Below are 26,325 nucleotides of genomic sequence, written 5' to 3' on the forward strand. Positions count from 1 at the left end.
AAAGGGGCGGGTTATTATGAATGATTTTAATTTCTACACGCCGACGCAGGTCGTATTCGGAAAGGAAGCGGAATTGCGGACAGGGGCACTGGTAAGGGAACAGGGCGGCAGCAAGGTGCTGCTCCACTATGGCAGCGGCAGCGCCAGGAGGTCGGGACTGCTGGAGCGGATTGAGAAGAGTCTTGCGGAAGCGGGGCTGGCCTTTACGGAGCTTGGCGGCGTCGTTCCCAATCCGCGTCTGTCGCTTGTCTATGAGGGAATCGCACTCTGTAAGAGAGAGTGTGTGGACTTTATCGTGGCAGTGGGCGGCGGCAGTGTGATCGATTCTGCCAAGGCGATCGGTTACGGCGTGGCTAACGAGGGTGATGTGTGGGACTTTTATGACAGGAAGAGGCAGGCAGTGGCCTGTCTGCCCGTAGGCGTTGTATTGACGATCGCTGCCGCAGGCAGTGAGATGAGCAATTCCACTGTGATCACGAAGGAAGAAGGCGGTATCAAGAGGGGCTACAGGAATGATCTGAGCCGGCCGAAATTCGCGGTCATGAATCCGGAGCTGACAATGAGCCTGCCTGATTACCAGACGGCTTCAGGCTGTACGGATATTCTGATGCACACGATGGAGCGATACTTTACGAACGGCGGCCATATGGAGCTGACGGACAGTATCGCGGAAGGACTGATGCGCACCGTTTTGAAACAGGCGCTGATCCTGCGGGATGATCCGCAAAATTTTTCAGCCCGGGCGGAAGTTATGTGGGCGGGAAGCCTTTCTCACAATGGACTGACCGGCTGCGGCGGCATTGCGGGCGGAGCAGGTGATTTCGCCGCGCACGCGCTGGAACATGAGCTTGGCGGAATGTTCGATGTGGCGCACGGGGCAGGCCTTGCGGCCATATGGGGCAGCTGGGCCAGATATGTATACCGGGACTGTCTGCCGCGGTTTGAGCAGTTCGCGCGCCGTGTGATGGGCGTGGAAGACGGAAAGGACGCGGAGGATACTGCGCTGAAGGGAATCCGTGCCATGGAGGACTTTTTCCGCAATATCGGTATGCCGACTTCCTTAAAGGAACTGGGCCTTACACCGTCGGAGGAACAGCTTGTGGAACTGGCAGCAAAATGTGCGGTCTCCAGCGGCGGCAAAAAGGGTTCCGCTAAAGTGCTGCGGGAAGAAGATATGCTGGCCATTTACAGAGACAGTCTGGAATCAGAGTCCTGACGGTTTTGTACTAGTATTTGGCGGATTTTATGCTATCAGATCATCTTTATGGATGATATTATGATATATGCCGGCAGAGAACCGGTAAACATCATAAGGAGGGTCTGAGATGCTGCAGTCAATCAGAAAAAATTACACACATACAATCTACGCCGGTTATATCGGCTATATCACACAGGCGATTGTTAATAATTTCGCACCGCTGCTTTTCCTCACATTTGCCAGGGATTACGGTCTGACGCTTGATAAGATCACACTGATCACCACAGTCAACTTTTTTGTCCAGCTTTTGGTCGACCTGGTGTCGGCAAAAGTGATGGACCGGATCGGCTACCGAAGGGGAGTCGTCGGCGCGCATCTGTTTGCGGCGCTTGGTCTGATCAGTATGGCGTTCCTGCCCGATGTGACAGGCAATGCGTATCTTGGTCTGATGACAGCGGTCGTGCTCTATGCGATCGGCGGCGGAGCGGTGGAGGTGTTGATCTCCCCGATTATCGAATCGTGCCCGACAGAGAAAAAGGAGGCGGCTATGAGTCTGCTGCATTCTTTTTACTGTTGGGGGCATGTGTTTGTCGTACTGGTATCTACCGCCTTTTTCAAAGTGTTTGGCATTGGGAGCTGGAAAATACTGGCCTGTATCTGGGCAATCATACCCATCTGTAATCTGTTTTATTTTTGCCTTGTGCCGCTCTACCCGGTCACGGGAGAGCAGGAGGCGTTATCTGTTGGCGGCTTGCTGCGGCAGAAGATCTTCTGGTTGTTCCTGGTCATTATGGTATGCGCCGGAGCATCGGAACAGGCGATGAGCCAGTGGGCTTCCGCGTTTGCCGAGTCCGGGCTGCAGGTGAGCAAGACGGTGGGAGACTTGGCGGGTCCCTGTGCGTTCGCTCTGCTGATGGGCAGCTCAAGAGCAATTTATGCCAGATACAGTGAAAAACTGCCGCTGAAGAAATACATGAAAATCAGTGCGGTGCTCTGCGTTTTCTGTTATGTGACGGCGGCCTTTTCCGGACAGGCGGTACTTGGACTGATCGGATGTGCGCTCTGCGGATTTGCAGTGGGCATCTTCTGGCCGGGCACGTTCAGCATAGCCGCCGGACGTCTGCAGGGCGGCGGCACAGCGATGTATGCCTTTATGGCGCTGGCCGGGGATGTGGGCTGCTCCGGCGGACCGACACTGGTGGGAATGGTGGCAAACTTATTTGACGGGAATATCAGAGCGGGTCTGACGGCGGCAATGATCTTCCCAATACTGATTCTGGCCGGTATCAGCCTGTTGAGAGAGGGAAAAAAGGAGTAAACAGATGGGGCTGCGTGAAGATGCGGACAGGATTATAAACGCTTCCATCCGGGCAGTGCTGCCCGACGAGGCGGTGCGCAGGGCTCTGCAGGGCAGAGAGTTTGGAAATGGCAGAATATATATGGTAGCGGTGGGAAAGGCCGCATGGCAGATGGCAGACACAGCGGCGGCCGTACTGGGCCATCGCCTGGAGGCGGGAATCGTTGTCACTAAATACGGACATGGAAACGGAGAGATCCCGAAGACGGTATGTATCGAGGCAGGGCATCCGGTGCCGGATGAGAATTCATTTCGCGGGACAAAGGCGGCGCTCGATCTGGTGCAGGGATTGTCGGCGGAAGATACCGTGTTGTTTCTGCTCTCGGGCGGCGGTTCCGCACTATTTGAAATGCCGCTGATTCCGGCGGCGGAGCTGCGTGACATTACGGAGCAGCTTCTTGCCTGCGGTGCGGACATCGTGGAGATGAACACGATACGCAAACGCCTGTCGGCCGTAAAGGGAGGACGGTTTGCCCTTGCGTGCAGGCCGGCGGGAGTTTACAGTATCGTACTCAGCGATATACTGGGTGATCCGCTTGATATGATCGCCTCCGGACCGGCCTGCGCGGACACCTCCACCTGCAGGGAGGCGCTGGCGGTCGCAGACAAATACAGGCTGGGACTGAGTGCGCAGGCGATGGCTCTGTTAAGACAGGAGACGCCAAAGAAACTGGACAACGTGGAGACACAGATCACCGGTAGTGTGTCGTCTCTGTGCCGGGCGGCGGCATCAGCCTGTGAAGCACTTGGATATAAACCGATGATCCTGACAGACCGTCTCGCCTGTGAAGCGCGGGAGGCGGGTGCGTTTCTGGCCGCTGTCGCCAGGACCTGGCAGAGCACGGAAGAGAGCCTGGCTTTTCTTGCAGGGGGTGAGACTGTCGTTCACCTGACCGGAACAGGAAAGGGCGGGCGTAATCAGGAGCTGGCTCTCTCGGCGGCGGAAGGGATTGCAGGACTGCGGGAGACGGCCGTTTTCAGTGTGGGCAGTGACGGGACGGACGGCCCCACGGATGCGGCGGGCGGCTATTGTGACGGCGGGACAAAGGCGGCGCTTCTTGCGCAGGGGATTTCTGTTTATGAGACGCTGCAAAACAACGATGCCTATCACGCACTGGAGAAAACCGGAGGATTGATTCGGACCGGTCCTACCGGGACGAATGTCAACGATGTGGCGGCGCTGCTGATCAGGAGATAAACGGAAGACTATTTTGTATAGTACAGGAAGCAAACGAAAACAATTAGGAGGATGCAATGTATAAACTGTGGGAAGCGTTAAAGGAAGCAAAGAATTATCGATGGGTGGAGCTCTCTCATTCCCTGAATAACGAAAGTCCTTACTGGGCCGGTATTCCGGAAGGAGCAGTAGAGCTGGGAACGACCTGCTATGACTGGGGTAACGAAATGCTTGACTGTCTGATTCAGACATTCAAGTTTCCGGGACAGTTTGGTACGCATATCGACTTTCCGGGACATTTTATCAAAGAGCGGGAATTGTCTGAAAAATATGGAGTAAAGGATCTTGTCTTTCCTCTCTGCGTTATCGATGTGACAGAGAAAGTGAAAGAGGATGTTCATTATGCGGTGACGGCGGATGACATCAGAGCGTATGAGCAGAAATACGGCGCGATCCCGGACGGTGCGTTTGTGGCGCTCTACACCGGATGGGCAGAGAAGTGGCCCGATATGGATGCGATGTCGGGCACGGATGCAGACGGCGGAGAGCATTTCCCGGGCTGGTCTCTGGAGGCATTAAAATATATTTATGAAGAGAGAAACGCGGCTGCCAACGGGCATGAGACACTCGATACGGACGCCTCGGAGGTGGCGGCGGCAGCCGGTGATCTGGCCTGCGAGCGCTATGTACTCGATCAGGGAAAACTGCAGGTGGAAGTGCTCTGCAATCTGGATCAGGTAGCGCCTGCCGGTGCAGTGGTGATCGTGTCTTATCCCCGGATCGAAGGGGCCACAGGACTGCCGGCCAGGGTATGGGCAATTACGGAATAACGGATCTGCAACTGTCAAATAAAAGACCGAATGAGAAAAAATGCTGCCGGTACAAGAAGTGCCGGCAGCATATTCATTGTCTTGAACTCCTTGATTTTCAATATGTTAATGCCGGAGGCGGCGATCAGGAAACCACCGACGATGGACAATTCGGTCATAAACTCAGGAGAGATAAATCCCTGCAGAAAGCCGGCGCACAGGTAGATAGAGCCCTGCCACAGAAAGAGAACAACAGCGGCGGCAGCGATACCGATGCCATAGGTGGAAGCCAGCACCATGGAGGTGACAAGATCAAGGGTGCCGTTTGTATACAGATAGGTATTGTCCCCTCTGAGAGCGCTTTCGATCGGTCCGAGAATCGAGAGTGTGCCGATACAGAAGAGTAAGATAGCGGTGGAAAGCCCCTGTCCGAGTCCGGCGTCTCCCGTGCGGCTGACCAGCTTTTGGAACTTGCTGTCAAAGTCAAATGCGTTTCCGAGCAGGCTGCCGATGGCCAGACTGGCAATGAACAGTACCGGATATTTGCTGTCCGGCATATTGTTGACAATCGCATTGATGCCGATGCCGGCGGCAGCAAGTCCCATGGCATCAAACAGTACTTTCTGCTGTTTCTCGCTGATGCTCTTTCGCAGCAGACTGCCGGCAATGCTGCCGATGAGAATAGTCATAGTATTGAAGATCGTTCCTGACATAATCGTCCTCCTCTTTGTCATGATTTCGTTTCTTAATTATATTGGCTCTTTCATAAAAAGTCTATGGCTGTCGCCATGTTTGAGGGAATTTTGTCGATTTCCGTACAGAGTGTATATTTACGGCAAAGAGGCGCCGCGTTATACTGAATGGAAAGCAGGGCCGTGCGAAGCGGCGGAGAGGAGAAAATAAAGGATGGAAACAAAAACGGAAACGATTGAAAAAATGAGAGGCGGATTGGGGCATACTGTTATCAGACATATTCTGGGGAAAGAGAATTTGAATGATAAATGCCGGATGTATGCCGAGGTGACGCTCCGGCCCGGATGCAGCATCGGTTATCACGAACATCATGGGGAGAGTGAGACCTATTATATTCTTTCCGGAACCGGAGTCTATGATGATAACGGTGACAGGCAGGTGGTAAGGCCGGGTGACGTGACCTTTACATCGGACGGAAAGGGTCACAGTATGACCAATGAAGGCGGCGAAGACCTCGTATTTATGGCGTTGATTCTGCTGGACTGATCCCTGCGTCTGCCTTGCGTGCGCAGCGAAAGCAAATTTAATTTCCCTGAAAACCTAAAGTATAAGGCAAATTATCCGATACACATTGTAAGAAAACACTTACGCAAAGTCCATGGAAGGAGGAGTTCACATGCGTATTGAAGCATATACACAGGTACAGCAGATCTATCAGACCAAGAAGGCTGTAAAAGCAGGGAACACAGCAAAGAGCAACGCTTCTGATCAGTTGCAGATCTCCGGAATCGGGAAGGATATACAGACGGCGAAACAGGCGATCACAAATGCGTCCGACATCAGGGAAGATATGACAGCACCGCTGAAGAGTTCGATTCAGAGCGGCAATTATCAGGTAAGCGAGGAGAGCTTTGCAGCAAAGCTTTTAGAAAAATATAATGAAATGAGGTAATTCCAGTGGCAAGTCTGATTGAGAATTTAATTTCGGTTTTGGAACAGGAAAATTCAGAATACGAGATCTTGCTGGAGTTATCAAGAAAAAAAACACCTGTGATCGTGAGAGGAGATATTCCACGGCTGCAGGAAATCACGGACGAGGAACAGAACGTTATCGACAGGATTCATCATCTCGAAGTCAAACGGGAAGAGCATATCCGGGATATCGCCAATGTTATCAACAGGGATGTTGGAGAGTTAAAACTGGAAAACCTGATTCAGCTTCTTGGAAAGAGCCCCGAAGATCAGAAGAAGCTTTCGGAGATCCATGAAAAGCTCCGTGTCACACTCTCTCAGATGCAGAATATCAATGCACAGAACAGGGAGCTGCTGACCGGAGCGCTGGAGATGGTAGAGTTTGACCTGAATTTGCTTCAGTCTCTGCGCAGGGCGCCGGAGACAGCCAATTACAATAAGGGCGCTTACAGCGCAGGCAGTGTGATTGGCACTTATGCAGGCGGGTTTGACGCCAAACAATAAGTTGATGAAGAGGTGAGAGTATATGTCGTTAATGAGTAGCTTATATGTGGGACAGTCCGGATTACAGACAAGTCAGAATGCATTAAATTCAACAGCTCATAATATGTCCAATCTGGACACGACAGGCTTTACGCGGCAGCAGGTACTTCAGGGAAACAAGGAGTACAATACGATCGCGAACGCCGCTGTCTCAAAACAGCAGGTAGGTCTGGGCGTTACTTATTCCAAAGTAAGACAGGTAAGAGATGTATTTTTAGATCAGGCATATCGGAGAGAGTCCGGCAGAAGTATGTTCTATACGACTTCGTATCAGTGTATGTCAGAGGTAGAGACGATACTGGGCGAACTGTATGGAGCTACGTTTGATAATTCCATGGAAGATTTCCAGCGGGCAATTGATGAGCTGGCCAAGACGCCGACGGACTCTGTTGTGCAGGGGCTTGTGATCCAGCGTGCCGCTTCTTTTCTGGAGAGTGCACAGGCGGTGTATAAAGGCCTTAGCGATTATCAGAACAATCTGAATCTGCAGATCAAAAACAACATCGGCAAGATCAATGACTACGGTAAAAAACTAAGTGAGCTGAACCGCCAGATCGTCAAGATTGAGGCCGGCGGTGTTGAGAAAGCCAACGACTTGCGCGATGCCAGAAACCAGATCCTTGATGAGCTGGGCGGTATGGCGAGCATTAAATATAAAGAAGATATGTACGGCAATGTGAGCGTGCAGATCGAAGGACATGATTTTGTCAACAGAGATATTGTGTTTGAGATTGGGCTGGATGAAGATGCCCAGACCGGTTTTGTCACACCGTTCTGGATCTCGGACGCAACTTATACAGTCGGAAGTAACGGAAAGAAAATATATAATATTGAAGCTGCAAAAGTGTTTAACCTTCAGCAGACGATTTCCTCACAGTTTAATACGGACGTCGGAGGCGTCAAGGCAATGCTTTATGCGAGGGGAGATAAGCGTGCCAACTATACTGATTTGCAGGATGCGAAGACGTATAACAGAGACATCTCCCAGTCTATTGTCATGAATATTCAGGCAGAGTTCGACCAGCTGATTCACACGGTGGCGACAGAGCTTAACCGGATTCTGGCAGATGCGGCAGACACGAATACCGGCTATCTGTGTGAGAAGGTGATGGTAAACGGGGAAGAGACATGGCAGCCCATACAGCTGTTTGAGAAAAAGGTGACGGACGGCTACCGTTATGATTCTGACAGCAAAGAGTGGGTATACAATGAGGAAGATCCAAAGAGGACGGAAACACTGTATTCGGCGATGAATCTGGTTATCAATCCGAGTCTGGTAAAAGAGCCGACGAAGCTGAATCTGATGCGTCCTGACAAGAAAGAAGATTATGAGACGGCTGCCAAGCTGGCGGAAGCATTTCAGACAGAGGAAGGGCGGCCCTATCTGAATCCGAATGTGCGGACAAAAGCCAATTTTATGGATTATTATTCGGATCTGGTTTCACAGATCGCTAACAGCGGTTCGGTTTTTCACGATATTGCCACGAGCCAGTCTGACACACTGGAGGCTACCTGTGCGGCGAGAGAACAGATCGTAGGTGTTTCCTCCGATGAGGAACTGACGAATATGATCAAATTTCAGAACGCATACAATGCGTCCAGCCGCTATATCAATGTCATCAGCGAGATGTTGGAACATCTGATCAGCAGTCTTGCCAGATAAATAAAAGGCAGAGAGGGGAAAATATATGCCATCTACATTTTTTGGATTGAATACAGCTTATCTTGGACTGACAGCAGCCAATGCCTCCCTGAATACGACGAGTAATAATATTTCCAACGTAGATACGGAAGGGTACAGCAGGCAGCATACGGTGCAGCAGGCGACAGACGCACTCCGCACTTTCACAACATACGGATGTGCGGGCGCCGGCGTGGATGTGCTTGCCATTGAGCGTTACCGGGATCAGTTTTATGATGTGAAATATTGGGAGAATAACTCCAGCCTGGGTGAGTATAAGACAAAGCAGTATTATATGAAACAGATTGAGAACTATTTTATGGATGACGGCGACGAGGAAGAGGGTGGACTGAAAGGGTTCAGTACGATCTTTGACAATATGTATGATGCGCTCGCTGAGATCAAGAAACAGTCGGGTACGGACGAGGTGAGAAGAGATTTCCTCGGAAAAGCGGAGGAGCTGACGGAGTACTTTAACTCGATGGCGGCAAATCTGCAGAAGATGCAGAAAGACGTCAACTCCGAGATCAAGATCAGCGTAGATCAGATCAATTCTCTCGCACAGAAGATCGTCACGATCAACAAACAGATCAATGTTATCGAGATGGCCGGTGGTAATGCAAATGAACTGCGGGATCAGCGTGCACTGATGATCGATGAGCTCTCCGAGATCGTGGATGTGGAGACGGAGGAGCAGCTTGTCGAGGATCCTAACAATCCGGGCAGATATACGGGCGCAACCCGCTTTATCGTCAGGATTGCCGGTCGGCAGACACTGGTTGACGACCAGTTTTCCAATACGCTCAACTGTGTTGCCAGAAGCCGCTATGAGAAAGTAAATCAGTCTGATGCGGACGGTCTCTATGACATCGTCTGGTCGAACGGCAATAAATTCAGTCTGCGTAACGCCAGCATGGGCGGCAAGCTCAAAGGCCTGGCAGATCTGCGGGACGGTAACAACGGAGAATACTTCCACGGCACGGTATCCAACGCGGATGTGCGCACCGATCCGGTGACAGGGACGAAAAACACGGTTGTCACGGTGGATGTGGATGCCGCTTATTTAAAAGATATTAACAAGTGTACCCTGCCGGATAACGGCGGCAAGATCATGCTCGGAAGCCAGGAATATTATTTTGATTCGTGGACGATGAAGTACAATGAGGCAACAGATTCGTATTCTTATGAGTTTGTTCTCAGCGATAAGTCAAAAAATGAGAATACGAGTGTGAGCGGTCTGCGCGGCAAGGATGCGTCAGTCGGAACGAGAGTCGACTATCAGGGGATTCCTTATTATATGGAGCAGATGAACGAGTGGGTTCGCTGCTATGCCAAGGCATTCAACGATATTATGACACAGGAAGGTGCTATCGACAATTATGGAAATAAGGCCGATCGTCTGTTCCTGGCAAATATGCCTACCGATGCCAAACAGTTTACGTTTGGAAAATGGGGAGAGGACAGCTACAAGAACAGCTATACGCTGAGCTGCAACGAAGACAGCTACTACCGTCTGACGGCGTTTAACTTTGCCGTATCGGACAAAATGCTGGATGATCCGAATCTGATTGCCACCCACAGAGGCAACGCAGATGAAGAAAGTAAATACGACATTGTCGACGATCTGATTGATCTGAAGACGAATGTGGATCGGATGAAATTCCGGGGCAGCTCTTCCGGCCAGTTCCTGCAGTGTATTTTGTCTGATATTTCGCTCAATGCCAAACGTGCGAATGATTTTAACGATAACTATACTTATATTTCCAAAAGTATCCAGACGCAGAGACTCTCGATCTCCGGTGTGGATGAGGACGAAGAGGCGGTTAGTCTTGTCAAATATCAGAATGCTTATACACTGGCATCGAAGATGATCCAGACGCTGACAGAAGTGTATGACAGACTTATACTTGAGACCGGCGTATAAAACGGGGGAGGACGGAATATGAGAATCACAAATAAAATCATGCAGGACAACGCCCTGTCAAATATCAATCAGAACAAAATATTGCAGGATAAGCTGAGTACGCAGATGGCGTCCGGCAAAAAGATACAGAGACCGTCCGACGATCCGGTCGTGGCGATCCGTGCACTGCGTCTGCGCACTACGCTCTCTGACATTACACAGTACCGTGATAAAAATGTGGAGGATGCAAAGAGCTGGCTGAAGGTGACGGAAGATGCTATCGTGAGTATCGGTGAAGCGTTGACGGATATGATCGAGCAGTGCAACAGCGGTGCGAACGAAGATCTGAAGACAGAGGACCGGGAAGCGATATTGGCAGCCCTGAAAGAGTTCAGGACAGAGATCTATGCGACGGGCGATGCGGACTATGCGGGCAGAGGCGTTTTCACCGGGTATCGCACCGGAACGAAGCTGCGTTTCGAGGAAGATTCCAAGCTGACGTATTCTATTACGGAGCGGCTGGACAAAGCCATTATGGATGACATCACCTATGTGAAGATGGATAATGGCAAGAACACGATCGGCGCGATCAATTCCGGTAATTTTACGGATGGTGATTTCGCCATGGAAGATACGGCGGTCAGCCAGGAAACTGTCCACAGGTTGAGACTGTCCTACAACAATCTCGATTCGGATGTCGTGCCGAAGGTGACGTATTATGATAAACTGGGTAATCTGAAACAGATTCCGATCGTGACGATTTCCAAATATGAGTATGAAGACGTGCTCGATGAAAACGGCAATAAGATACAGGAGACGGATGCGGCCGGTAATCCGGTGTTTGACCCGGTTACAGGCGATCCGGTCTATGTAAAAGCGGATGCTTATCAGTACGCAAGCACGATGAAAAAGTCGGAAGTGCCGGTACTGGATGCCGACGGCAATCCGATGATGGACAATACGCAGAATCCGCCGGTACCGCTTACGGAACAGGTGACAACGGGAGCGGTGTTTATTCCGGAAACGGGAGAGCTGATCTTAAACGATGACGCATACCAGGCATTGTCAAGTGTCAGCGATCTGTATCAGACAGACGGCGTGGACGAGAGCAAGATCTCCGTTACGTATTGTAAGACAGACTGGCAGAAAGGGGAACTGAGGCCGGAACATTATTTTGAGTGCGTGGAAGACCCCTATGATGCGCTTCATCCCAATGGGAAAAAGAATATCCAGCACAATATGGATAAACCGAAAAACGCGGATGACCAAATTATCTCCTACGATGTGGGATTCAATCAGAAGGTAAGAGTCAATACGCTGGCAAGCGAGTGTTATACCCATGACATCGGCAGAGATGTGGATGACATGATTGCGATCCTGCAGCAGGTCGGCGATGTGGAGGAAGTTGTTAATACGCTGGACGGTATCATCAAAGATTCGAAGACGACCGAGGCAGACCGGTTAATCGCGGAAAAGAGTCTGACAGCCGCCAACAAGGCGCTGACATTTTTGAAAGAGAAACTGCAGGTTACTTTTGAAAATGGTATTTCTGGAATGCAGAAATACCTGGATAAGACAACGCTGGCGCTGACAGCCGTAGGTACGAGAGGAAGCAAGCTCGACCTTGTACAGACAAGGCTGGATTCCCAGAAGACGAATTTCAAAGATCTGGTAGCGGACAATGAGCAGGCGAATACGGCGGAAGTGGCGACCGATCTGGCCAGTGCGAAGCTCGCATATGATGCGTCACTGATGGCTACCGGCAAGATAACACAGAGCACTTTGATGAATTTCATCTAAAAGGAGCAGTATATGAGAATAAATACGAAGATCTTTGGAGAAGTTGAAATCGACGATGATAAAATCATCCGTTTCGTCAATGGGATCGTAGGATTTCCGGAGCTGAAGGAGTTCGCTCTGATGCACGATGCGGAAAAACCGGGCGGCAGCTCCGTCAGATGGCTGCAGTCATTGCAGGAGCCCGCGTTCGCCATGCCGGTTATGGACCCTTTGCTCGTGATGCCGGACTATAATCCGGAGGTCGAGGATGAGATCTTAAAGCCGATCGGTGAGCTGGACGGGGAGCAGATGCTTGTGCTTGTAACACTGACTGTACCTTCCGACATTAAAAAGATGAGTGTGAACCTGAAAGCGCCTATCGTCGTACATACGGAATCGAGAAAAGCATGTCAGGTGATCGTGGACGACGAGAAATATTCCGTAAAATATCCAATCTACGAAATATTGCAGGCAGCGAAGAAGGCAGGTGAATGATATGCTGGCATTATCGAGAAAAAAGAATGAGGCATTGGTCGTAAACAACAATATAGAGATCACGGTTCTGGAGATCAAAGGCGAGCAGGTAAAGCTGGGGATTTCCGCACCGAGAGAAGTGCCGGTATATAGAAAAGAAGTGTATATGCAGATCCAGGAGGCCAATAAAGAGGCGATGGACACGGAAGGACTGGAAAATCTGAAAAATCTGCTTGGATAGAGGAAATGCGCAGGAATGGCAGTAACCGGGAAGAAAATGTTTATACGTTCTATAAACATTTTCTTTTTTTTGCCGATATTTTTAATAGAGTAGTGGGTGTAACTAGTTATATATTATCCAATCTATCACATGGAGGTGATGAGCATGAACATTGAACCAGTAAACAGTGCAATGACGTTTCAGGCGCAGACAAAACCAGTAGAAAAGGCAGCCCCGGTAAACATGGATGTGGCCGTGGCTAGTATTGACAAGCCGGTAGATGCTACGACAATGGTTGTGAAAAGTGCGGGAGAGGCAGACGGACAGGGTAATCAGGGGGCAGGCGGTAAAGAGCAGCAGCCTCAGGATTCCATGAAAAAAATGGTAGATCAGCTCAACAAACAGATGAGCAATTCTGAAGCTGTTTTCGGTATTCATGAAGGTACGAATCGGGTCACGATTAAGATCGTGGATAAAAAGACAAAAGAAGTGCTGAAAGAGTACCCACCGGAAAAAACGCTTGATATCATCGCGAAAGTATGGGAAATGGCAGGCATTCTCGTAGACGAGAAGCTATAGGAGGATTTAATTATGGCAATGAGAATTTCCGGAATTGCATCCGGCTTGGATACAGACAGTATGGTTCAGGAGCTTGTAAAGGCTTCCAGTAAGAAGAAGGAAGACCTTGAAAAAGCGCAAACCAAGCTGGGCTGGCAGCAGGAAGTATGGAAAGAGTTTAATACCAAAGTATATAATTTCTATAATAATCAGCTGACGAACATGATGCTGGAGAGTTCGTTCAACAAAAAGAAGACGACAGTATCGGATTCCAATATTGCCAGCGTAATCGCAGGCACTGATACAGCTAACGGCACACAGACGCTGGCTGTCAAGCAGCTTGCCAAAACCGGCTCTCTGACCGGCGGTAAACTGAGCGATGACAAGAGTGTGACAGGAAGCACGACGCTGGCGGAACTGATTAAGAAAAATGGCGGTACGCTGAGCGATACGGCAGAGATTTCATTCCGGGTCATGAACGGCGGAAAAGAGACAACGATCAGTCTGAGTGGAAAGTCCACGATCAATGATGTGATGGAAGCGCTGCGGGGTACAGGTCTTACCGCAAACTTTGATGAGACGAATCAGCGTATCTTCATCAACGCCGGCGGCAGTGGAGCTGAAAACGACTTTACGATCACCGGAAGCAATGTGGAAGGTCTTACGGCGCTGTCCAGTATGGGACTCCTGAACAAGAGTGATTTTGAGCCGGGAAGCGCTGCCTATGAAAACTATCAATACTGGGGCGAGGCATTTGACAACGTTGGCGGTACTTATCAGCTCAATGAAGCCAAATTCCAGGAGAAATTAAAAGAGACGACGGCAAAAGAAGCAGCCGATATGCTCAAAGAGCTTGACACTTACAAGTCCGAGGTTCAGCGTCTGCGGGAAGAGCGGACGAAACTGACCAGCGAAAAAGACAAGGTTCAAAACCTTAAGGATTCCGAGGAAGCGCAGAAGAAACTGGCGGATGCAGCCAATGTACTGCGGGATTACTATCAGTCCGTTATCGACGATTACGATACGAACGGTGCGGCCAGCGGCGTTTCCGCGGAAGAACTGCAAGCGGCAAGAGATGGCCGGATGAAAGCGGTAGAGGCTTACACGGTGGCTGAGTCCGCAGCAAAGAGTATGGGACTTGTAGTGCCGCCTACGACAGCATCTTACGATCTTGCGTCTAAAGTAGAACAGGAGAGCAGAGCATATGCGGCGGCAGCGAATATGGCGCTTCATGACCCGGCTCTGCTTAGCGGTGCAAGTAGCAATTCTGTTCGTGTACAGGGGCAGGATGCGATTATTTCGCTGAATGGTGCGGATTTTACTTCCGACAGCAATCATTTTACAATCAATGGCCTGAACATCACGGCCAATGCCGTGAGCGCGATTACCGGGAAGGATGCGGACGGCAATAATGTTTATGCTGAAAGCACGATCAGTACGTCGGACGATGTGGACGGCATCTATGATATGGTCAAGAATTTCTTCAAAGAATATAATGCTCTGATCAAAGAGATGGATACTCTGTATAATGCCAAGACTGCCAAAGGGTATGAACCGCTGACAGACGATGAAAAAGACGCCATGTCTGATACGGAGGTTGAAAAGTGGGAGACAAAGATTAAAGATTCGCTCCTTCGCCGGGATTCCGACCTTGGTACATTGATCCAGACATTCAAGACGGCAATGCTTGGCAGTGTCACAATCGACGGCAAGAAATACAGTCTCTCGAATTTCGGAATCAATACGCTGGGTTATTTTAAGTCGGGCGACAATGAAAAAGGTGTCTTCCATATTGATGGAGATAAAGATGACACGAATACTTCCGGTGAGGAAGATAAACTGAAAGCCGCCATTGCAAGCGATCCGGAGACTGTGAAGAAGTTTTTCACAGAGCTGATCGGAGGTTTGCAGAAACAGGTAAACGGCATCATGCAGCGTACCGACTACCGCAGCATTTATAATGTGTATGATAATAAGCGGATGCAGGTAGAGTATGATGAGTATACAGAGAAGATCAAGAAACAGGAGAAGAAGCTGCAGGCTCTCGAAGACAGATATTATAAGCAGTTTACGACGATGGAGACTGCAATGTCGAAGCTGAACTCTCAGCAGAGCTATATCAGCAGCCTGTTCGGCAATTAATAAATAAAGATGAGCATGGAACAAGGAGGTACCATAATGCCATTACCCAACGCATACGCAGCCTATAACAAAAACAAAGTTCTGACGGCATCCCCTGCGGAACTGACGCTTATGCTGTATGAGGGGGCGATCAAGTTCTGCAACATTGCGATCGCTGGGATCGAAAACAAGGACATTGAGAAAGCGCATGTGAATATTGTAAAGACGGAGAAAATCATACAGGAGTTTCTTCGCACACTGGATGAAAAATATCCGGTATACAAAGATTTTGAAAACGTGTATAATTATCTGATGAGGAGGCTGCAGGAGGCGAATATCCATAAGGATAAAGAGATTCTGGAAGAAGTGCTGACTCATCTGAGAAGTATGAGAGATACATGGAAAGAGGTAATGCAACAGGGCCGTGCTCATGAGCCCCAATAAGGTGAGGGTAGAAATGTCAGAGATCAGACAATATGTGGAAATTCTGTTGGAAAGCCTGGAGAAGAAGCTGGGGCTGTTACAGAAGATAATGGCAGAAAACAAAAAACAGGAAGATGTCTTAAAAAATAACCGTGACATAGAGATTTTTGACAGCACTGTCACCGCGAAAGAGCAGTTGATCCATGATCTGGAAAGTCTGGACAGTGGATTCGAGAAAGTGTATGACAGGATCAAAGAGGAACTGCAGGAATCAAAAGAGACTTACCGTACGCAGATTATCCGTATGCAGGAGCTTATTTCCGAGATCACGGACTTGAGTGTACAGATACAGACATCGGAGCAGAGAAACAAAAATCTGGTGGACAATTATTTTTCCTATGCGAGGGGCAAGATCAGACAGGCAAAGAAAAGTGTCCGCGCGGCCAATGATTATTATAAAAGTATGAGCCGTACCAATTATACGGATTCTTATCTGATGGATCGAAAGAAATAACATGGCGGGAACGCAGATGCGTTCCCGTCTCAATTTTTGCGAATTTCTCTTGCACATTTCCAAAAGCATGATATAATATATATTAATTTGATATTCAAAGTATTTGAAATGCAAAATATTTACCGGCAATGTGGACAGGAAGCATGAACGGAAGGGAAAGGACTGCTATTATGAATTGGGATGAAGCGATCAAAGATTTAGAGCAGAGGAGAGAAAAAGCGCGTCTGGGCGGCGGACAGTCAAAGATTGATAAACAGCATAAATCAGGGAAGCTGACGGCGAGAGAAAGAATAGATATTTTGTTAGATAAAGGCACTTTTGTAGAGATCGACGGTATGATGGAGTCGAGGATCGATGATTTTGATCTGGACAAGAGAAGGGTGCCGGGAGACGGTGTTGTGACCGGTTATGGCGAGATTGACGGCAGGCTGGTATTTGTTGCCAGTGAAGACTTTACGGTGATCGGCGGTACGCTTGGAGAGTATCATTCGTTCAAGATCTGCCGGATTCAGGATATGGCGATGGAAATGGGGGCGCCTCTTGTCTGCATCAACGACAGCGGCGGAGCGAGGATCGAGGAAGGAATCTCCTCCCTCAGCGGCTACAGCGGCATGTTCCTGCGCCATACAAAGGCGTCCGGTGTGATTCCGCAGATCGCGGTCATCCTGGGCCCCTGTTCCGGAGGCGCCTGCTATGCGCCTGCGATCTGCGACTATATTTTCATGGTAAAGGATATTTCCAAAATGTTCATTACCGGGCCGAATGTCGTCAAGACAGTTATCAATGAAGAAGTGTCAGTGGAAGAGCTGGGCGGTGCGGAAGTACATGCGAAGAAGAGCGGCGTCGCACATTTCACATATGATACGGAAGGCGAATGCCTGATGGGTGTGCGCAAGCTCCTGTCCTATCTGCCGAGCAATAATGAACAGAAACCGCCGGTGATCAAGCCGATCAGCGAGAAACAGTCGCTGCTCTTTGCGGTCAATAAAATGTTGAATAAAGTGGGAAATCTGGGTAAGACCTATCTGGAGAAGAGCGATGACCAGTGTGCGAAGCTGCGTGACATCGTACCGGATAATTCCAGACATCCCTACGATGTGAAAGAAGTTATCGCCTGCATTGTGGACAACGACAGTTTCTTTGAGGTTCACAAAGACTTTGCCATGAATGTGGTTGTGGGCTGGGGAAGGATGGAAGGAAAGACGGTGGGCTTTGTTGCCAACCAGGCGAACTGTAAGGCAGGGTCTCTTGACTACCATGCTTCCGACAAGGTGGCAAGATTTATCCGTTTCTGTGATTGCTTTAATATTCCGGTTGTGACGCTTGTGGATGTACCTGCTTTCCTGCCGGGAACAGAGCAGGAACACAACGGCATTATCCGCCACGGGGCGAAGGTCCTGTATGCGTACTCGGAAGCAACTGTGCCGAAGATCACGCTGATCATGCGCAAGGCTTACGGAGGCGCGTATATCGCGATGAACTCCAAGGAAATGGGCGCAGACCTCGTGTATGCATGGCCGATCGCGGAAATCGCAGTTATGGGAGCAGACGGGGCCGTCAACATTGCCTTTAAGAGAAAAATAAAGGCAGCTCAGGACCCGGAGGCGATGCGGGCGCAGTGCAAGAAAGAGTATGAGGACAGATTCCTCAATCCGTATGTGGCTGCGGCAAGAGGGTATGTGAACGAAGTGATCAAGCCGGAGGAGACACGGCTTTGCATCTTAAAAGGTCTGCGGGGACTGGAAAACAAGAAAGTCGAGCCGCCGAAAAAAAAGCATGGAAACATTCCGCTGTAAGCAGGGAAGCAGCGCGGCGACAGAAGGAATCGAAAAGAAAAACCAAACGGGCATCCCGGAAGTCAGTCAATGACAAAAGGGATGCCCGCTTTTATGAGATGACAGGCAGTTTGGTTTTGCCTGCGCAGTTCGTATTCCAAAGGAATCGCGTCAACAGTAACTGTTGAACATCATACCGCTGTATGCGCTTGTTACATAAGGGGTAGCGTAATTTCTGCCCTGTCTGGCCGGATTTTTGTAGGCAACCATTGTCCGGTCCACATACTGCATCGGATCAAGGGAGATCTGGCTTGTCTTTCGAAGCAGAGAGTCCGCAAAATTTCTGATCATGGATATGGTCTGCTTGGCATCTCCGGTCTCGAGAGACTGGGAATAGGCGTCTTCGTTCAATTTGAGGGAACCATCGTCGCCAATATCCATGCCGACATTGAGCAGGCCGTTTTTATAGACCGAAGTAATCCCTCTCATCTCCCGCAGCAGATTGTCTTTTTTGATCTGTCTGCTGGAACTGTGCGCCGCAAGCCGCAGGAAAGAATTGTAACCGCCGATGAGTCTGTTGATATTCTCGCCGAGAGATTCCATATCATTTTTCACGCTGACAGTGACGGACTGCCCTTCCACAGGGCTGACACCGTTTAATTTCAATTCATATGTTTTCTCGAGGGTGAAATGATTGGAGGACACGCTTTTTTCCACACCATTGACGATTACCTGTGCATTGGATGCAGGACGAGTCACCTCTGCGATGCCAAAGTAATCAACCGAACCGGGAGTCTTACTGGAATGAGTGTCCGATACTGAGAAAAGAGCATCTTTTCCAATCGGAACGCCGGTGGCAGAAGAGACGAGCCGGAGTGCGGAGAGGTCGCCGTCTGTCTCGACCGTAGCATTGATGCCGATATTAGCACCGGAGATCAGCCGCGCCAGCTTATCCTGAATTGTTTTGTTCGTATCTTCTTCCGTGATATTGTATTGAAACTCGTAGTTCATATTGTGAATATTGACATCAAAAGAATAGGTGCCTGCGGGAAGATTCATGCTGTCTGATGGCAGATAGTTTCCAAGGTTGACCTGAGGAGAAGCCAGGGAACGGACTTCTATCTCGTAAGAAGGAATGTTATCGATGTTCGTCTGGTCATTGATATACTGAGCGCTGACAATATTCTCATCGGTTGAGGAAGCCACTTTTTTGTTCAAAAGCTGGTCTTCACTCATACCTCCGAGAGATACGATCGTATTGTGCAGTTCCGTAGCCCCCTCTTTGATACCAACGGCAAAAGCATGAGTATTTTTATTTGTCTTCAACAGGTAGAGGGGAGACTCTTTATTCAGCTTTATAATGGAATTGTAAATATTGCGCAGCTCGCTTCTCTTATGCGCATCATATTTTGATGCAGAGCTGCGGGAGTACGTAGTAAGATAATGATTATATACAGTATTGAGCGCTATCATATTTGACATGACTGCCCCTCCTTTCGTCCATGAAATAGAAATACGTATATCTTATATATCGGAAATATTCGACCATTATTTAACGATCAGAGGAGTCCGTTCCGCATGTTTCCGAATATATTTGCATAATAACCCACTGTTATGTTATTATTCTATCATAAAAGAAGCCGCAGTACAATAAAAAAGAGGCGAAATACGCCGATTTCTGCGTTGTTACGCGAAAAAAATAATTGACGCAGAGCGGTCTTTATGCTATAGTAAAGAAACGAGATGGGATTTAGGTCCTTTTTTTATGCACAAATTTTCAGGTGATTAAGAAAGGGCCAAAGAAGAATAAGCGCAGGAAAAGCACGTGGAGGTAGAATGATATGCGGACAAGAATCACATTGGCATGTACAGAATGCAAACAGCGTAATTATAATACGACAAAAGATAAAAAGGCACATCCGGACAGAATGGAGACAAAGAAATATTGTAAATTCTGCAAATCTCATACATTACACAAAGAGACGAAATAATCTGTAATCGTGAAAGGAAAGTGAGTAGATGGGAGATTCAAACAAGAAGGAAAAGCCCAGCTTTTCAAAAGGCGTTCAGACTGAGTTCAAAAAGATCTCATGGCCTGACAGAACATCACTTTTAAAACAGTCGGTTGCGGTCGTTTGTGTTTCGGTCGTTCTCGGAGTCATTATCGCCGTACTTGATATGATTCTTCAATATGGCGTGAATTTCCTGACGATGTAAGAATGAGGGTGGATTATGGCAGAGGCAAACTGGTATGTAGTGCATACTTATTCAGGCTACGAAAATAAGGTGAAAGCCAATATTGAGAAGACGATCGAGAACCGGCATCTGGAAGAAGAGATTCTGGAAGTCAGGGTGCCGATGCAGGATGTCGTAGAGATGAAAAACGGCGCCAGGAAGAACGTCCAGAAAAAGATGTTCCCGGGCTATGTACTGATCAATATGATCATGAATGATGATACCTGGTATGTAGTGAGAAACACCAGGGGTGTGACCGGCTTTGTCGGGCCGGGAAGTAAGCCTGTTCCGCTGACAGAAGTGGAGATGCGTCCTCTTGGCATTAAGACAGAAAATATTTCCGTCGATTTCAGGGAAGGCGATATGATCGCTGTCATTGCGGGTGTCTGGAAAGACACGGTAGGCGCTGTCCAGAGAATGGATTACGGCAAGCAGACAGCGACGATCAATGTGGAACTGTTCGGCAGAGAGACGCCGGTAGAGATCAGTTTTGCAGAGATCAAGAAGATGTGATCAGAGATTTACGGTTAAGAGAAATTTGAGATAACGGAGAAGTTTATTACAGAGATGTTCATAGGAGAAATCCTGCTCATAAATAAGGATCATATGAACCGTGGGAGGGAGATGCGCAGGTTCCGGCATAAGCCCGCCACTACCACAAAATTTTAGGAGGTGCCAAAATGGCAAAAAAGGTAGAAGGATATATTAAGTTACAGATCCCTGCTGGTAAAGCAACACCAGCACCGCCGGTTGGTCCGGCTTTGGGTCAGCATGGCGTCAACATCGTTGAATTTACGAAACAGTTCAATGCAAGGACGGCGGACAAGGGAGATCTGATCATCCCTGTTGTGATCACCGTGTACGCAGACAGAAGTTTCAGTTTTGTAACAAAGACTCCGCCTGCAGCAGTTTTGTTGAAGAAAGCAGCGAACATCAAATCCGGTTCCGGCGCACCGAACAAGACAAAGGTTGCCACGATCTCCAAGGATAAAGTAAGAGAGATCGCAGAAACGAAGATGCCCGATCTGAATGCTGCAAGCATAGAAGCTGCTATGAGCATGATCACCGGTACTGCAAAGAGTATGGGAATCGTTGTGGAAGACTAAGAAATGATCGTGGGAGGAGCTTTCTGGCCCCGCCACTACCACTAGGAGGAAAACAAAATGAAGCATGGTAAGAAATATAATGAGGCTGCAAAGCAGGTTGACCGCACTTCTGCATATGAACCTGCCGAGGCGATCGCTCTTGTGAAGAAGCTGGCGACCGCAAAGTTTGATGAGACCGTTGAGCTGCATATCAGAACCGGCTGTGACGGACGTCATGCAGAGCAGCAAATCCGTGGAGCAGTTGTTCTGCCGAACGGTACAGGTAAGGCAGTAAAAGTTCTCGTATTTGCCAAAGGCGATAAGCTGAGCGAGGCGGAAGCAGCAGGCGCTGATTATGTCGGAGGCGACGAGCTCATTCCGAAGATTCAGAACGAGGGCTGGCTGGATTTCGATGTCGTTGTGGCGACACCGGATATGATGGGTATCGTGGGCCGTCTTGGTAAAGTGCTCGGTCCGAAAGGATTGATGCCGAACCCGAAAGCCGGCACAGTTACGATGGATGTGACAAAGGCGATCAATGACATCAAAGCCGGTAAGATCGAGTACAGACTCGATAAGACCAATATCGTTCATGTACCGGTAGGAAAGGCTTCCTTTACGGAAGAAAAACTTCAGCAGAACTTTGATGCGGTTATGGATGCTATTATGAAGGCAAAGCCGAGTGCACTGAAAGGCCAGTATCTGAGAAGCGTGACTCTGACCTCCACAATGGGGCCGGGCGTAAAGGTGAATGTTGCCAAATTATAATCATAAATACGCGGAAATCAAGAAGCAGTGCAGTTTACTGCTTCTTTTTCGCATTCATGTATGGAGCTGTCAGTATGCTTTTTAATTCTTACATTTTTATTTTTCTCTTTCTGCCTCTGTGCGTGACCATATATTTTGTCCTCCACCGCCTCCGCTTTGGAAGGGCTGCGAGGGTATGGCTTCTGGGGATGTCGCTGTGGTTTTATGGATATTTCAACCCGTCTTATGTACTGATCATATGCGGGAGTATTCTGGTCAACTTTGGCGTTTCCCGGTATTTGCTGCGCCTGAGAAGAGCAGGCAGGCAGCGCGGCGCGAAAGTACTGATGCTATTGGGAGTGTCTGCCAATGTGGCGCTTCTTTTTTATTTTAAATATGTCGACTTCTTTCTGGCAAATGTCAACAGAGCTTTCCGCACGGACTTTGCGATGCGCAATATCGTGCTGCCGCTTGGCATCAGCTTTTTTACCTTCCAGCAGATTTCCTATGTCGTCGATTCCTGGCGGGGAGAGACGGAAGGCTACAGTCTGCTCGACTATGCGGTGTTTGTCTCATTTTTCCCACAGCTTGTGGCGGGGCCGATCGTACTCCACAATGAATTGATTCCCCAGTTGCGCACCGAGGATAATCACAGACCGGACGCTGCCAATCTGGCGAAGGGCTTATACCTGTTCTCGACAGGGCTGTTCAAGAAAGTGATGGTTGCCGATACACTTGGCAATCTGGTGAATGCCGGGTTTGGCGGCGTGGAAATACTGACAACGACAGATGTGCTGCTCATTATTGTCTGCTATGCCCTGCAATTATACTTTGATTTCAGCGGTTACAGTGATATGGCGACGGGTATCGGTCTGATGTTCAATATTCGTCTGCCGATCAATTTCAACTCTCCTTATAAAGCGCGGTCGATTCTCGAGTTTTGGGACAGATGGCATATGACGCTGACAAGGTTTCTGCGTCAGTATATTTACTTCCCGCTGGGAGGGAGCAAGAAGGGCAGGGTACGGACTTATGTGAATATTATGATCGTGTTTTTTGTCAGCGGCCTCTGGCATGGCGCCAGTTGGACATTTGTCGCATGGGGATTGCTGCACGGAGCCGCAGAGGTGCTGACAAGACGGTTTCGCAATCAGTGGGACAAGATTCCGGGAGTGATCCGGTGGTTTGTAACGTTCGGTTTTGTCAGCTTTGCCTTTCTGATCTTCCGTGCCGGCTCTTTATCGCAGGCTTATATTATGTTCCGCAAGGTGGCGACGCTGGAATCCATGGCGATTACTCCGGCGCTGTTAGAGGCGCTGACGCTGCCGGAGGTCTTCCATATCGAAGAGCTGCTGCATATTGACGGCCTGCTGGGCGGGAAATATGGTATTCATCTATGGGCGACACTTGCCGTCGTGCTCTATGGCGCGCTGGGCCTGGAGAACTGTCAGAAGAAAGAGTTTCAGTGCAATGGGAAAACGATGCTGCAGACAGTGGGGATGCTGACATGGACGATCATGTCACTGTCCGGAATATCGACGTTCCTGTATTTTAACTTTTAACAGTCCTCTTGTCCACTGAGGGTATGCTTTGCAGATTTTAATATTCCGGTGTATGGCTTTTGGGAGAAAGGATGGGACGATGCGAACATGAAAGCGAAGGTATGGTTTGGTGGTACATTGGCGGCAACGTTTGGCGTACTGGCGGTATTTGCGGGATATATTATCACAATCGATCCGTTTTTTCATTACCATGGTCCGCTGAAGTCGCTTGCATATACAATAGATAACAGTCGTTATCAAAATGACGGCATTGTGAAACATTTCCGGTACGACACGCTGATCACCGGGTCGTCCATGACTTCTAATTTTAAGACGACAGAGTGTGACGCCATATTCGGAGGAAGTTCTGTCAAAACACCGTTTCATGGCGGAACATTGAAAGAGATCAACGATCATCTGCAGGCAGCGATCCGTGCGAATCCGGACCTGCATACGGTCATCCGCTGTCTGGATGAGAGCAATTTCGCACAGGATAAAGACTTTGTAAATTATGAGGGAATCCCATATTATCTGTATGACAAAAATCCCTTTAACGATACGGAATATATCTTTAATAAAAATGTCTTTATGTTGTCAGACACGGTACTAGTAGATACAGCGGAAGGCGGTCAGACGACTTCCTTTGATGAATATCTGCGATGGGCGGAGCAGTATGAATACGGCAAAGAAGCCGTGCTTGCGTTTTACGGAAGGCCGGGGCAGGGTACGTATGAGAAAAAACTGTCGGATGAAGAGCGGGAGACGGTACTTGGAAATATCAGACAGAATGTGACGGATACGGCGAGAGAAAATCCGGATATTACATTTTACTATTATTTCTCACCGTACAGCATTTGTTACTGGGATGTGGAGGTCGTGCGTCCCGGCAAACTGGAGTGGTACATGGATTTGCAGCGGACTGTGATCGAAGAGATACTGAGCTGTGAGAATATCAGGCTGTTTGCTTTTGATGATAATACGGAGCTGACCTGTGATCTTGACAATTATAAAGATCCGTCGCATTACAGCAGTGAGATCAATACGCGGATTCTCCAGTGGATGAAGGAAGGCAGAGGGCGGCTGACCGAGGATAACTATCTGGCATATTTGCAGCGTCTGTATGAGTTTTATGGAGCATATGATTATGAGAGCATCTACACATAAAAAGAAGAGCGGGAAGTCAAAAAAGAAACAGAAAAAATATAAAAAAAATAAACTTGTCGTGTTTATCACGGCTTTGTGTAGTGTTCTGGCGGCCGGGACATTGGGTCTTGCCCTCCTGGCGATTCAGTCATCGGCGGAAAATCCCGCACAAAGTGCGGAAGGGACGCAAAGGGAAGAGGCAGAGCCGGAGACAATCCTGGCAAGTATCTCGGAGCAGGAGGAGGCGCTGACGGCAGAAGCCGGGGAAGAGGCAGCAGAGACAACAGAGGCAGATGAGAGCCGGTATGGCAGTCTGCTTGCTGACCCGGAGCTGATGAAGGAACATAGAATTTACGCCAAAGAAGCAGCTTCAACGCAGCAGATCGTAATGGCGTTTGCCGGAGATATTCTGTTTGATCCTCATTATGCGGTGATGGCCAAACTAAGGCAGCGCGGCGGTAATATCGAGGAAGCGTTCTCTGCGGACCTTCTTGCGCAGATGCGGGGTGCCGATATTTTCATGGTCAATAATGAGTTTCCCTATACGGACCGGGGGACACCTACGGAGGGGAAGCAGTTTACATTCCGCGCGGAGCCGGAGAGTGCCGTATATCTGAAGGATATGGGAGCGGATATTGTCTCTCTGGCCAACAATCATGCCTATGATTATGGGGAGGTATCGCTGCTGGACAGTCTCGATACTCTGGAGGCTATGGAGATGCCCTATGTCGGCGCCGGGAGAAATCTGGAGGAAGCGGCGGCGCCTGTCAGCTTTATCGTCAACGATAAAAAGATTACGATTGTATCTGCGACGCAGATTGAGCGCAATGACAATCCGGATACCCGGGGCGCGGGGGAAGATACGCCCGGTACTTTCCGCTGCTGGAATCCGGAGCGGCTTTTACAGGAGACGGCGGCTGCCAAAGCGGACAGTGATTTTGTGATCGTCTATATTCACTGGGGAACGGAGAGTCAGGCGGAGATCGACTGGGCCCAGCGGGAGCAGGCGGTAAAGATCGCAGAAGCGGGGGCGGATGTGATCATCGGCGATCATCCGCATTGTCTGCAGCCGGTCGGCTATGTGTCCGGCATCCCTGTTGTCTACAGCCTTGGCAATTTCTGGTTTAATTCCAAAGCGCAGGATACCTGTCTCGTGCAGGTGATCATTCCTGAGGAGGGAGAACTGTCCGTGCGGGTGCTTCCGGCCAGACAGTCAGACTGTCGGACGACGCTCCTGAGCGGTGGAGAGAAGGAACGGGTTCTTTCTTATATTAATTCCATTTCTGACAGCGGCGTTTTGGATGAGGACGGGTATCTGTCTCCGAGATAGGGAGACAGCCTGATAAATGCCGGGAAAATGCTTGACATGCGGGAGTG

General features: G+C 49.2%; 27 protein-coding genes. 25 read left to right on the forward strand and 2 right to left on the reverse strand.

Annotated elements, in window-relative coordinates; all coding sequences use genetic code 11:
- Positions 1–16: 16 nt before the first annotated feature.
- The 4 genes from V1224_02315 (at position 17) to V1224_02330 (ending at position 4,562) form a co-directional block, all read left to right on the forward strand.
- Positions 17–1,216: an iron-containing alcohol dehydrogenase gene (locus V1224_02315; GenBank protein WWR16311.1), complete on the forward strand. Its 1,200-nt coding sequence runs from the start codon at positions 17–19 to the stop codon at positions 1,214–1,216.
- 109 nt (positions 1,217–1,325) lie between these two features.
- Positions 1,326–2,516, forward strand: coding sequence for an MFS transporter (locus V1224_02320; protein WWR16312.1), 1,191 nt, complete (start codon positions 1,326–1,328; stop codon positions 2,514–2,516).
- 4 nt (positions 2,517–2,520) lie between these two features.
- The gene (locus V1224_02325; protein WWR16313.1) at positions 2,521–3,753 is read left to right on the forward strand and encodes a glycerate kinase; all 1,233 of its coding nucleotides are present in this window, start codon (positions 2,521–2,523) and stop codon (positions 3,751–3,753) included.
- Positions 3,754–3,809: 56 nt separating this feature from the next.
- Positions 3,810–4,562, forward strand: a complete 753-nt coding sequence (locus tag V1224_02330; protein WWR16314.1) for a cyclase family protein — start codon at positions 3,810–3,812, stop codon at positions 4,560–4,562.
- A 14-nt stretch (positions 4,563–4,576) separates the two neighbouring features.
- Here V1224_02330 and V1224_02335 read toward each other — a convergent pair whose 3' ends face one another.
- The gene (locus tag V1224_02335) at positions 4,577–5,254 is read right to left on the reverse strand and encodes a DUF554 domain-containing protein (protein ID WWR16315.1); all 678 of its coding nucleotides are present in this window, start codon (positions 5,252–5,254) and stop codon (positions 4,577–4,579) included.
- A 193-nt stretch (positions 5,255–5,447) separates the two neighbouring features.
- On the opposite strand from V1224_02335, the gene V1224_02340 reads away from it, so the two are divergent.
- From V1224_02340 to V1224_02400, 13 genes are all read left to right on the forward strand, one after another.
- On the forward strand, positions 5,448–5,780 hold the full coding sequence (locus V1224_02340; GenBank protein ID WWR16316.1) for a cupin domain-containing protein: 333 nt from the start codon (positions 5,448–5,450) through the stop codon (positions 5,778–5,780).
- Positions 5,781–5,910: 130 nt separating this feature from the next.
- The gene (locus tag V1224_02345) at positions 5,911–6,186 is read left to right on the forward strand and encodes a flagellar biosynthesis anti-sigma factor FlgM (GenBank protein WWR16317.1); all 276 of its coding nucleotides are present in this window, start codon (positions 5,911–5,913) and stop codon (positions 6,184–6,186) included.
- 5 nt (positions 6,187–6,191) lie between these two features.
- Positions 6,192–6,710 carry a flagellar protein FlgN gene (locus V1224_02350; protein WWR16318.1) on the forward strand — a complete coding sequence of 173 codons (519 nt, stop codon included), beginning with the start codon at positions 6,192–6,194 and terminating at the stop codon, positions 6,708–6,710.
- Between the two features lie 22 nt (positions 6,711–6,732).
- Positions 6,733–8,412 (forward strand): flagellar hook-associated protein FlgK, encoded by a 1,680-nt coding sequence (flgK, locus tag V1224_02355; protein WWR16319.1) that lies wholly within the window; start codon positions 6,733–6,735, stop codon positions 8,410–8,412.
- Positions 8,413–8,437: 25 nt separating this feature from the next.
- Complete coding sequence (gene flgK, locus V1224_02360) at positions 8,438–10,354, forward strand: flagellar hook-associated protein FlgK (GenBank protein ID WWR16320.1); 1,917 nt, start codon at positions 8,438–8,440, stop codon at positions 10,352–10,354.
- 18 nt (positions 10,355–10,372) lie between these two features.
- A complete protein-coding gene (locus V1224_02365; protein ID WWR16321.1) occupies positions 10,373–12,133 on the forward strand; it encodes a hypothetical protein in 1,761 nt (586 codons plus the stop codon).
- Positions 12,134–12,145: 12 nt separating this feature from the next.
- Positions 12,146–12,607 carry a flagellar assembly protein FliW gene (locus V1224_02370; GenBank protein ID WWR16322.1) on the forward strand — a complete coding sequence of 154 codons (462 nt, stop codon included), beginning with the start codon at positions 12,146–12,148 and terminating at the stop codon, positions 12,605–12,607.
- 1 nt (position 12,608) lies between these two features.
- Complete coding sequence (gene csrA, locus V1224_02375) at positions 12,609–12,827, forward strand: carbon storage regulator CsrA (protein WWR16323.1); 219 nt, start codon at positions 12,609–12,611, stop codon at positions 12,825–12,827.
- A 144-nt stretch (positions 12,828–12,971) separates the two neighbouring features.
- Positions 12,972–13,385, forward strand: coding sequence for a flagellar protein FlaG (locus V1224_02380; GenBank protein ID WWR16324.1), 414 nt, complete (start codon positions 12,972–12,974; stop codon positions 13,383–13,385).
- Between the two features lie 12 nt (positions 13,386–13,397).
- Complete coding sequence (gene fliD / locus V1224_02385) at positions 13,398–15,506, forward strand: flagellar filament capping protein FliD (protein WWR16325.1); 2,109 nt, start codon at positions 13,398–13,400, stop codon at positions 15,504–15,506.
- A gap of 36 nt (positions 15,507–15,542) precedes the next feature.
- Positions 15,543–15,929, forward strand: a complete 387-nt coding sequence (gene fliS / locus V1224_02390) for a flagellar export chaperone FliS (protein ID WWR16326.1) — start codon at positions 15,543–15,545, stop codon at positions 15,927–15,929.
- A 13-nt stretch (positions 15,930–15,942) separates the two neighbouring features.
- Positions 15,943–16,422: a flagellar protein FliT gene (locus tag V1224_02395; GenBank protein WWR16327.1), complete on the forward strand. Its 480-nt coding sequence runs from the start codon at positions 15,943–15,945 to the stop codon at positions 16,420–16,422.
- A gap of 170 nt (positions 16,423–16,592) precedes the next feature.
- Positions 16,593–18,218, forward strand: coding sequence for an acyl-CoA carboxylase subunit beta (locus tag V1224_02400; GenBank protein ID WWR16328.1), 1,626 nt, complete (start codon positions 16,593–16,595; stop codon positions 18,216–18,218).
- Positions 18,219–18,368: 150 nt separating this feature from the next.
- On the opposite strand, the gene V1224_02405 is transcribed toward V1224_02400, so the two are convergent.
- Positions 18,369–19,679 (reverse strand): flagellar capping protein, encoded by a 1,311-nt coding sequence (locus V1224_02405; GenBank protein WWR16329.1) that lies wholly within the window; start codon positions 19,677–19,679, stop codon positions 18,369–18,371.
- Positions 19,680–20,038: 359 nt separating this feature from the next.
- Between V1224_02405 and rpmG the strand changes: the two genes are divergently transcribed.
- From rpmG to V1224_02445, 8 genes are all read left to right on the forward strand, one after another.
- The gene (rpmG, locus tag V1224_02410; protein ID WWR16330.1) at positions 20,039–20,188 is read left to right on the forward strand and encodes a 50S ribosomal protein L33; all 150 of its coding nucleotides are present in this window, start codon (positions 20,039–20,041) and stop codon (positions 20,186–20,188) included.
- 28 nt (positions 20,189–20,216) lie between these two features.
- Positions 20,217–20,414, forward strand: coding sequence for a preprotein translocase subunit SecE (gene secE, locus V1224_02415; protein ID WWR16331.1), 198 nt, complete (start codon positions 20,217–20,219; stop codon positions 20,412–20,414).
- A 15-nt stretch (positions 20,415–20,429) separates the two neighbouring features.
- Positions 20,430–20,945: a transcription termination/antitermination protein NusG gene (nusG, locus tag V1224_02420; protein WWR16332.1), complete on the forward strand. Its 516-nt coding sequence runs from the start codon at positions 20,430–20,432 to the stop codon at positions 20,943–20,945.
- Between the two features lie 167 nt (positions 20,946–21,112).
- Entirely contained in the window at positions 21,113–21,538 is a 426-nt protein-coding gene (rplK, locus tag V1224_02425; protein ID WWR16333.1) for a 50S ribosomal protein L11, read from the forward strand.
- Between the two features lie 57 nt (positions 21,539–21,595).
- Complete coding sequence (gene rplA / locus V1224_02430; protein ID WWR16334.1) at positions 21,596–22,285, forward strand: 50S ribosomal protein L1; 690 nt, start codon at positions 21,596–21,598, stop codon at positions 22,283–22,285.
- 188 nt (positions 22,286–22,473) lie between these two features.
- Positions 22,474–23,826, forward strand: a complete 1,353-nt coding sequence (locus tag V1224_02435) for an MBOAT family O-acyltransferase (protein WWR16335.1) — start codon at positions 22,474–22,476, stop codon at positions 23,824–23,826.
- An 87-nt stretch (positions 23,827–23,913) separates the two neighbouring features.
- Positions 23,914–24,969: a hypothetical protein gene (locus V1224_02440; protein ID WWR16336.1), complete on the forward strand. Its 1,056-nt coding sequence runs from the start codon at positions 23,914–23,916 to the stop codon at positions 24,967–24,969.
- The gene (locus V1224_02445) at positions 24,950–26,278 is read left to right on the forward strand and encodes a CapA family protein (protein WWR16337.1); all 1,329 of its coding nucleotides are present in this window, start codon (positions 24,950–24,952) and stop codon (positions 26,276–26,278) included. Before V1224_02440 ends, V1224_02445 begins: the two co-directional genes overlap by 20 nt.
- The last annotated feature ends 47 nt before the right edge of the window (positions 26,279–26,325 follow it).

This window comes from Lachnospiraceae bacterium JLR.KK008 (assembly GCA_037015955.1).
Taxonomy (GTDB): Bacteria; Bacillota; Clostridia; order Lachnospirales; family Lachnospiraceae; genus VSOB01.

Bases quoted from the DNA above. Each gene is read 5' to 3' on its own strand.
- V1224_02315 (WWR16311.1), top strand. From the start codon at position 17: ATGAATGATTTTAATTTCTACACGCCGACGCAGGTCGTATTCGGAAAG.
- V1224_02320 (WWR16312.1), top strand. From the start codon at position 1,326: ATGCTGCAGTCAATCAGAAAAAATTACACACATACAATCTACGCCGGT.
- V1224_02325 (WWR16313.1), top strand. From the start codon at position 2,521: ATGGGGCTGCGTGAAGATGCGGACAGGATTATAAACGCTTCCATCCGG.
- V1224_02330 (WWR16314.1), top strand. From the start codon at position 3,810: ATGTATAAACTGTGGGAAGCGTTAAAGGAAGCAAAGAATTATCGATGG.
- V1224_02335 (WWR16315.1), bottom strand. From the start codon at position 5,254: ATGTCAGGAACGATCTTCAATACTATGACTATTCTCATCGGCAGCATT.
- V1224_02340 (WWR16316.1), top strand. From the start codon at position 5,448: ATGGAAACAAAAACGGAAACGATTGAAAAAATGAGAGGCGGATTGGGG.
- V1224_02345 (WWR16317.1), top strand. From the start codon at position 5,911: ATGCGTATTGAAGCATATACACAGGTACAGCAGATCTATCAGACCAAG.
- flgK (WWR16319.1), top strand. From the start codon at position 6,733: ATGTCGTTAATGAGTAGCTTATATGTGGGACAGTCCGGATTACAGACA.
- flgK (WWR16320.1), top strand. From the start codon at position 8,438: ATGCCATCTACATTTTTTGGATTGAATACAGCTTATCTTGGACTGACA.
- V1224_02365 (WWR16321.1), top strand. From the start codon at position 10,373: ATGAGAATCACAAATAAAATCATGCAGGACAACGCCCTGTCAAATATC.
- V1224_02370 (WWR16322.1), top strand. From the start codon at position 12,146: ATGAGAATAAATACGAAGATCTTTGGAGAAGTTGAAATCGACGATGAT.
- csrA (WWR16323.1), top strand. From the start codon at position 12,609: ATGCTGGCATTATCGAGAAAAAAGAATGAGGCATTGGTCGTAAACAAC.
- V1224_02380 (WWR16324.1), top strand. From the start codon at position 12,972: ATGAACATTGAACCAGTAAACAGTGCAATGACGTTTCAGGCGCAGACA.
- fliD (WWR16325.1), top strand. From the start codon at position 13,398: ATGGCAATGAGAATTTCCGGAATTGCATCCGGCTTGGATACAGACAGT.
- fliS (WWR16326.1), top strand. From the start codon at position 15,543: ATGCCATTACCCAACGCATACGCAGCCTATAACAAAAACAAAGTTCTG.
- V1224_02395 (WWR16327.1), top strand. From the start codon at position 15,943: ATGTCAGAGATCAGACAATATGTGGAAATTCTGTTGGAAAGCCTGGAG.
- V1224_02400 (WWR16328.1), top strand. From the start codon at position 16,593: ATGAATTGGGATGAAGCGATCAAAGATTTAGAGCAGAGGAGAGAAAAA.
- V1224_02405 (WWR16329.1), bottom strand. From the start codon at position 19,679: ATGTCAAATATGATAGCGCTCAATACTGTATATAATCATTATCTTACT.
- rpmG (WWR16330.1), top strand. From the start codon at position 20,039: ATGCGGACAAGAATCACATTGGCATGTACAGAATGCAAACAGCGTAAT.
- secE (WWR16331.1), top strand. From the start codon at position 20,217: ATGGGAGATTCAAACAAGAAGGAAAAGCCCAGCTTTTCAAAAGGCGTT.
- nusG (WWR16332.1), top strand. From the start codon at position 20,430: ATGGCAGAGGCAAACTGGTATGTAGTGCATACTTATTCAGGCTACGAA.
- rplK (WWR16333.1), top strand. From the start codon at position 21,113: ATGGCAAAAAAGGTAGAAGGATATATTAAGTTACAGATCCCTGCTGGT.
- rplA (WWR16334.1), top strand. From the start codon at position 21,596: ATGAAGCATGGTAAGAAATATAATGAGGCTGCAAAGCAGGTTGACCGC.
- V1224_02435 (WWR16335.1), top strand. From the start codon at position 22,474: ATGTCGCTGTGGTTTTATGGATATTTCAACCCGTCTTATGTACTGATC.
- V1224_02440 (WWR16336.1), top strand. From the start codon at position 23,914: ATGAAAGCGAAGGTATGGTTTGGTGGTACATTGGCGGCAACGTTTGGC.
- V1224_02445 (WWR16337.1), top strand. From the start codon at position 24,950: ATGAGAGCATCTACACATAAAAAGAAGAGCGGGAAGTCAAAAAAGAAA.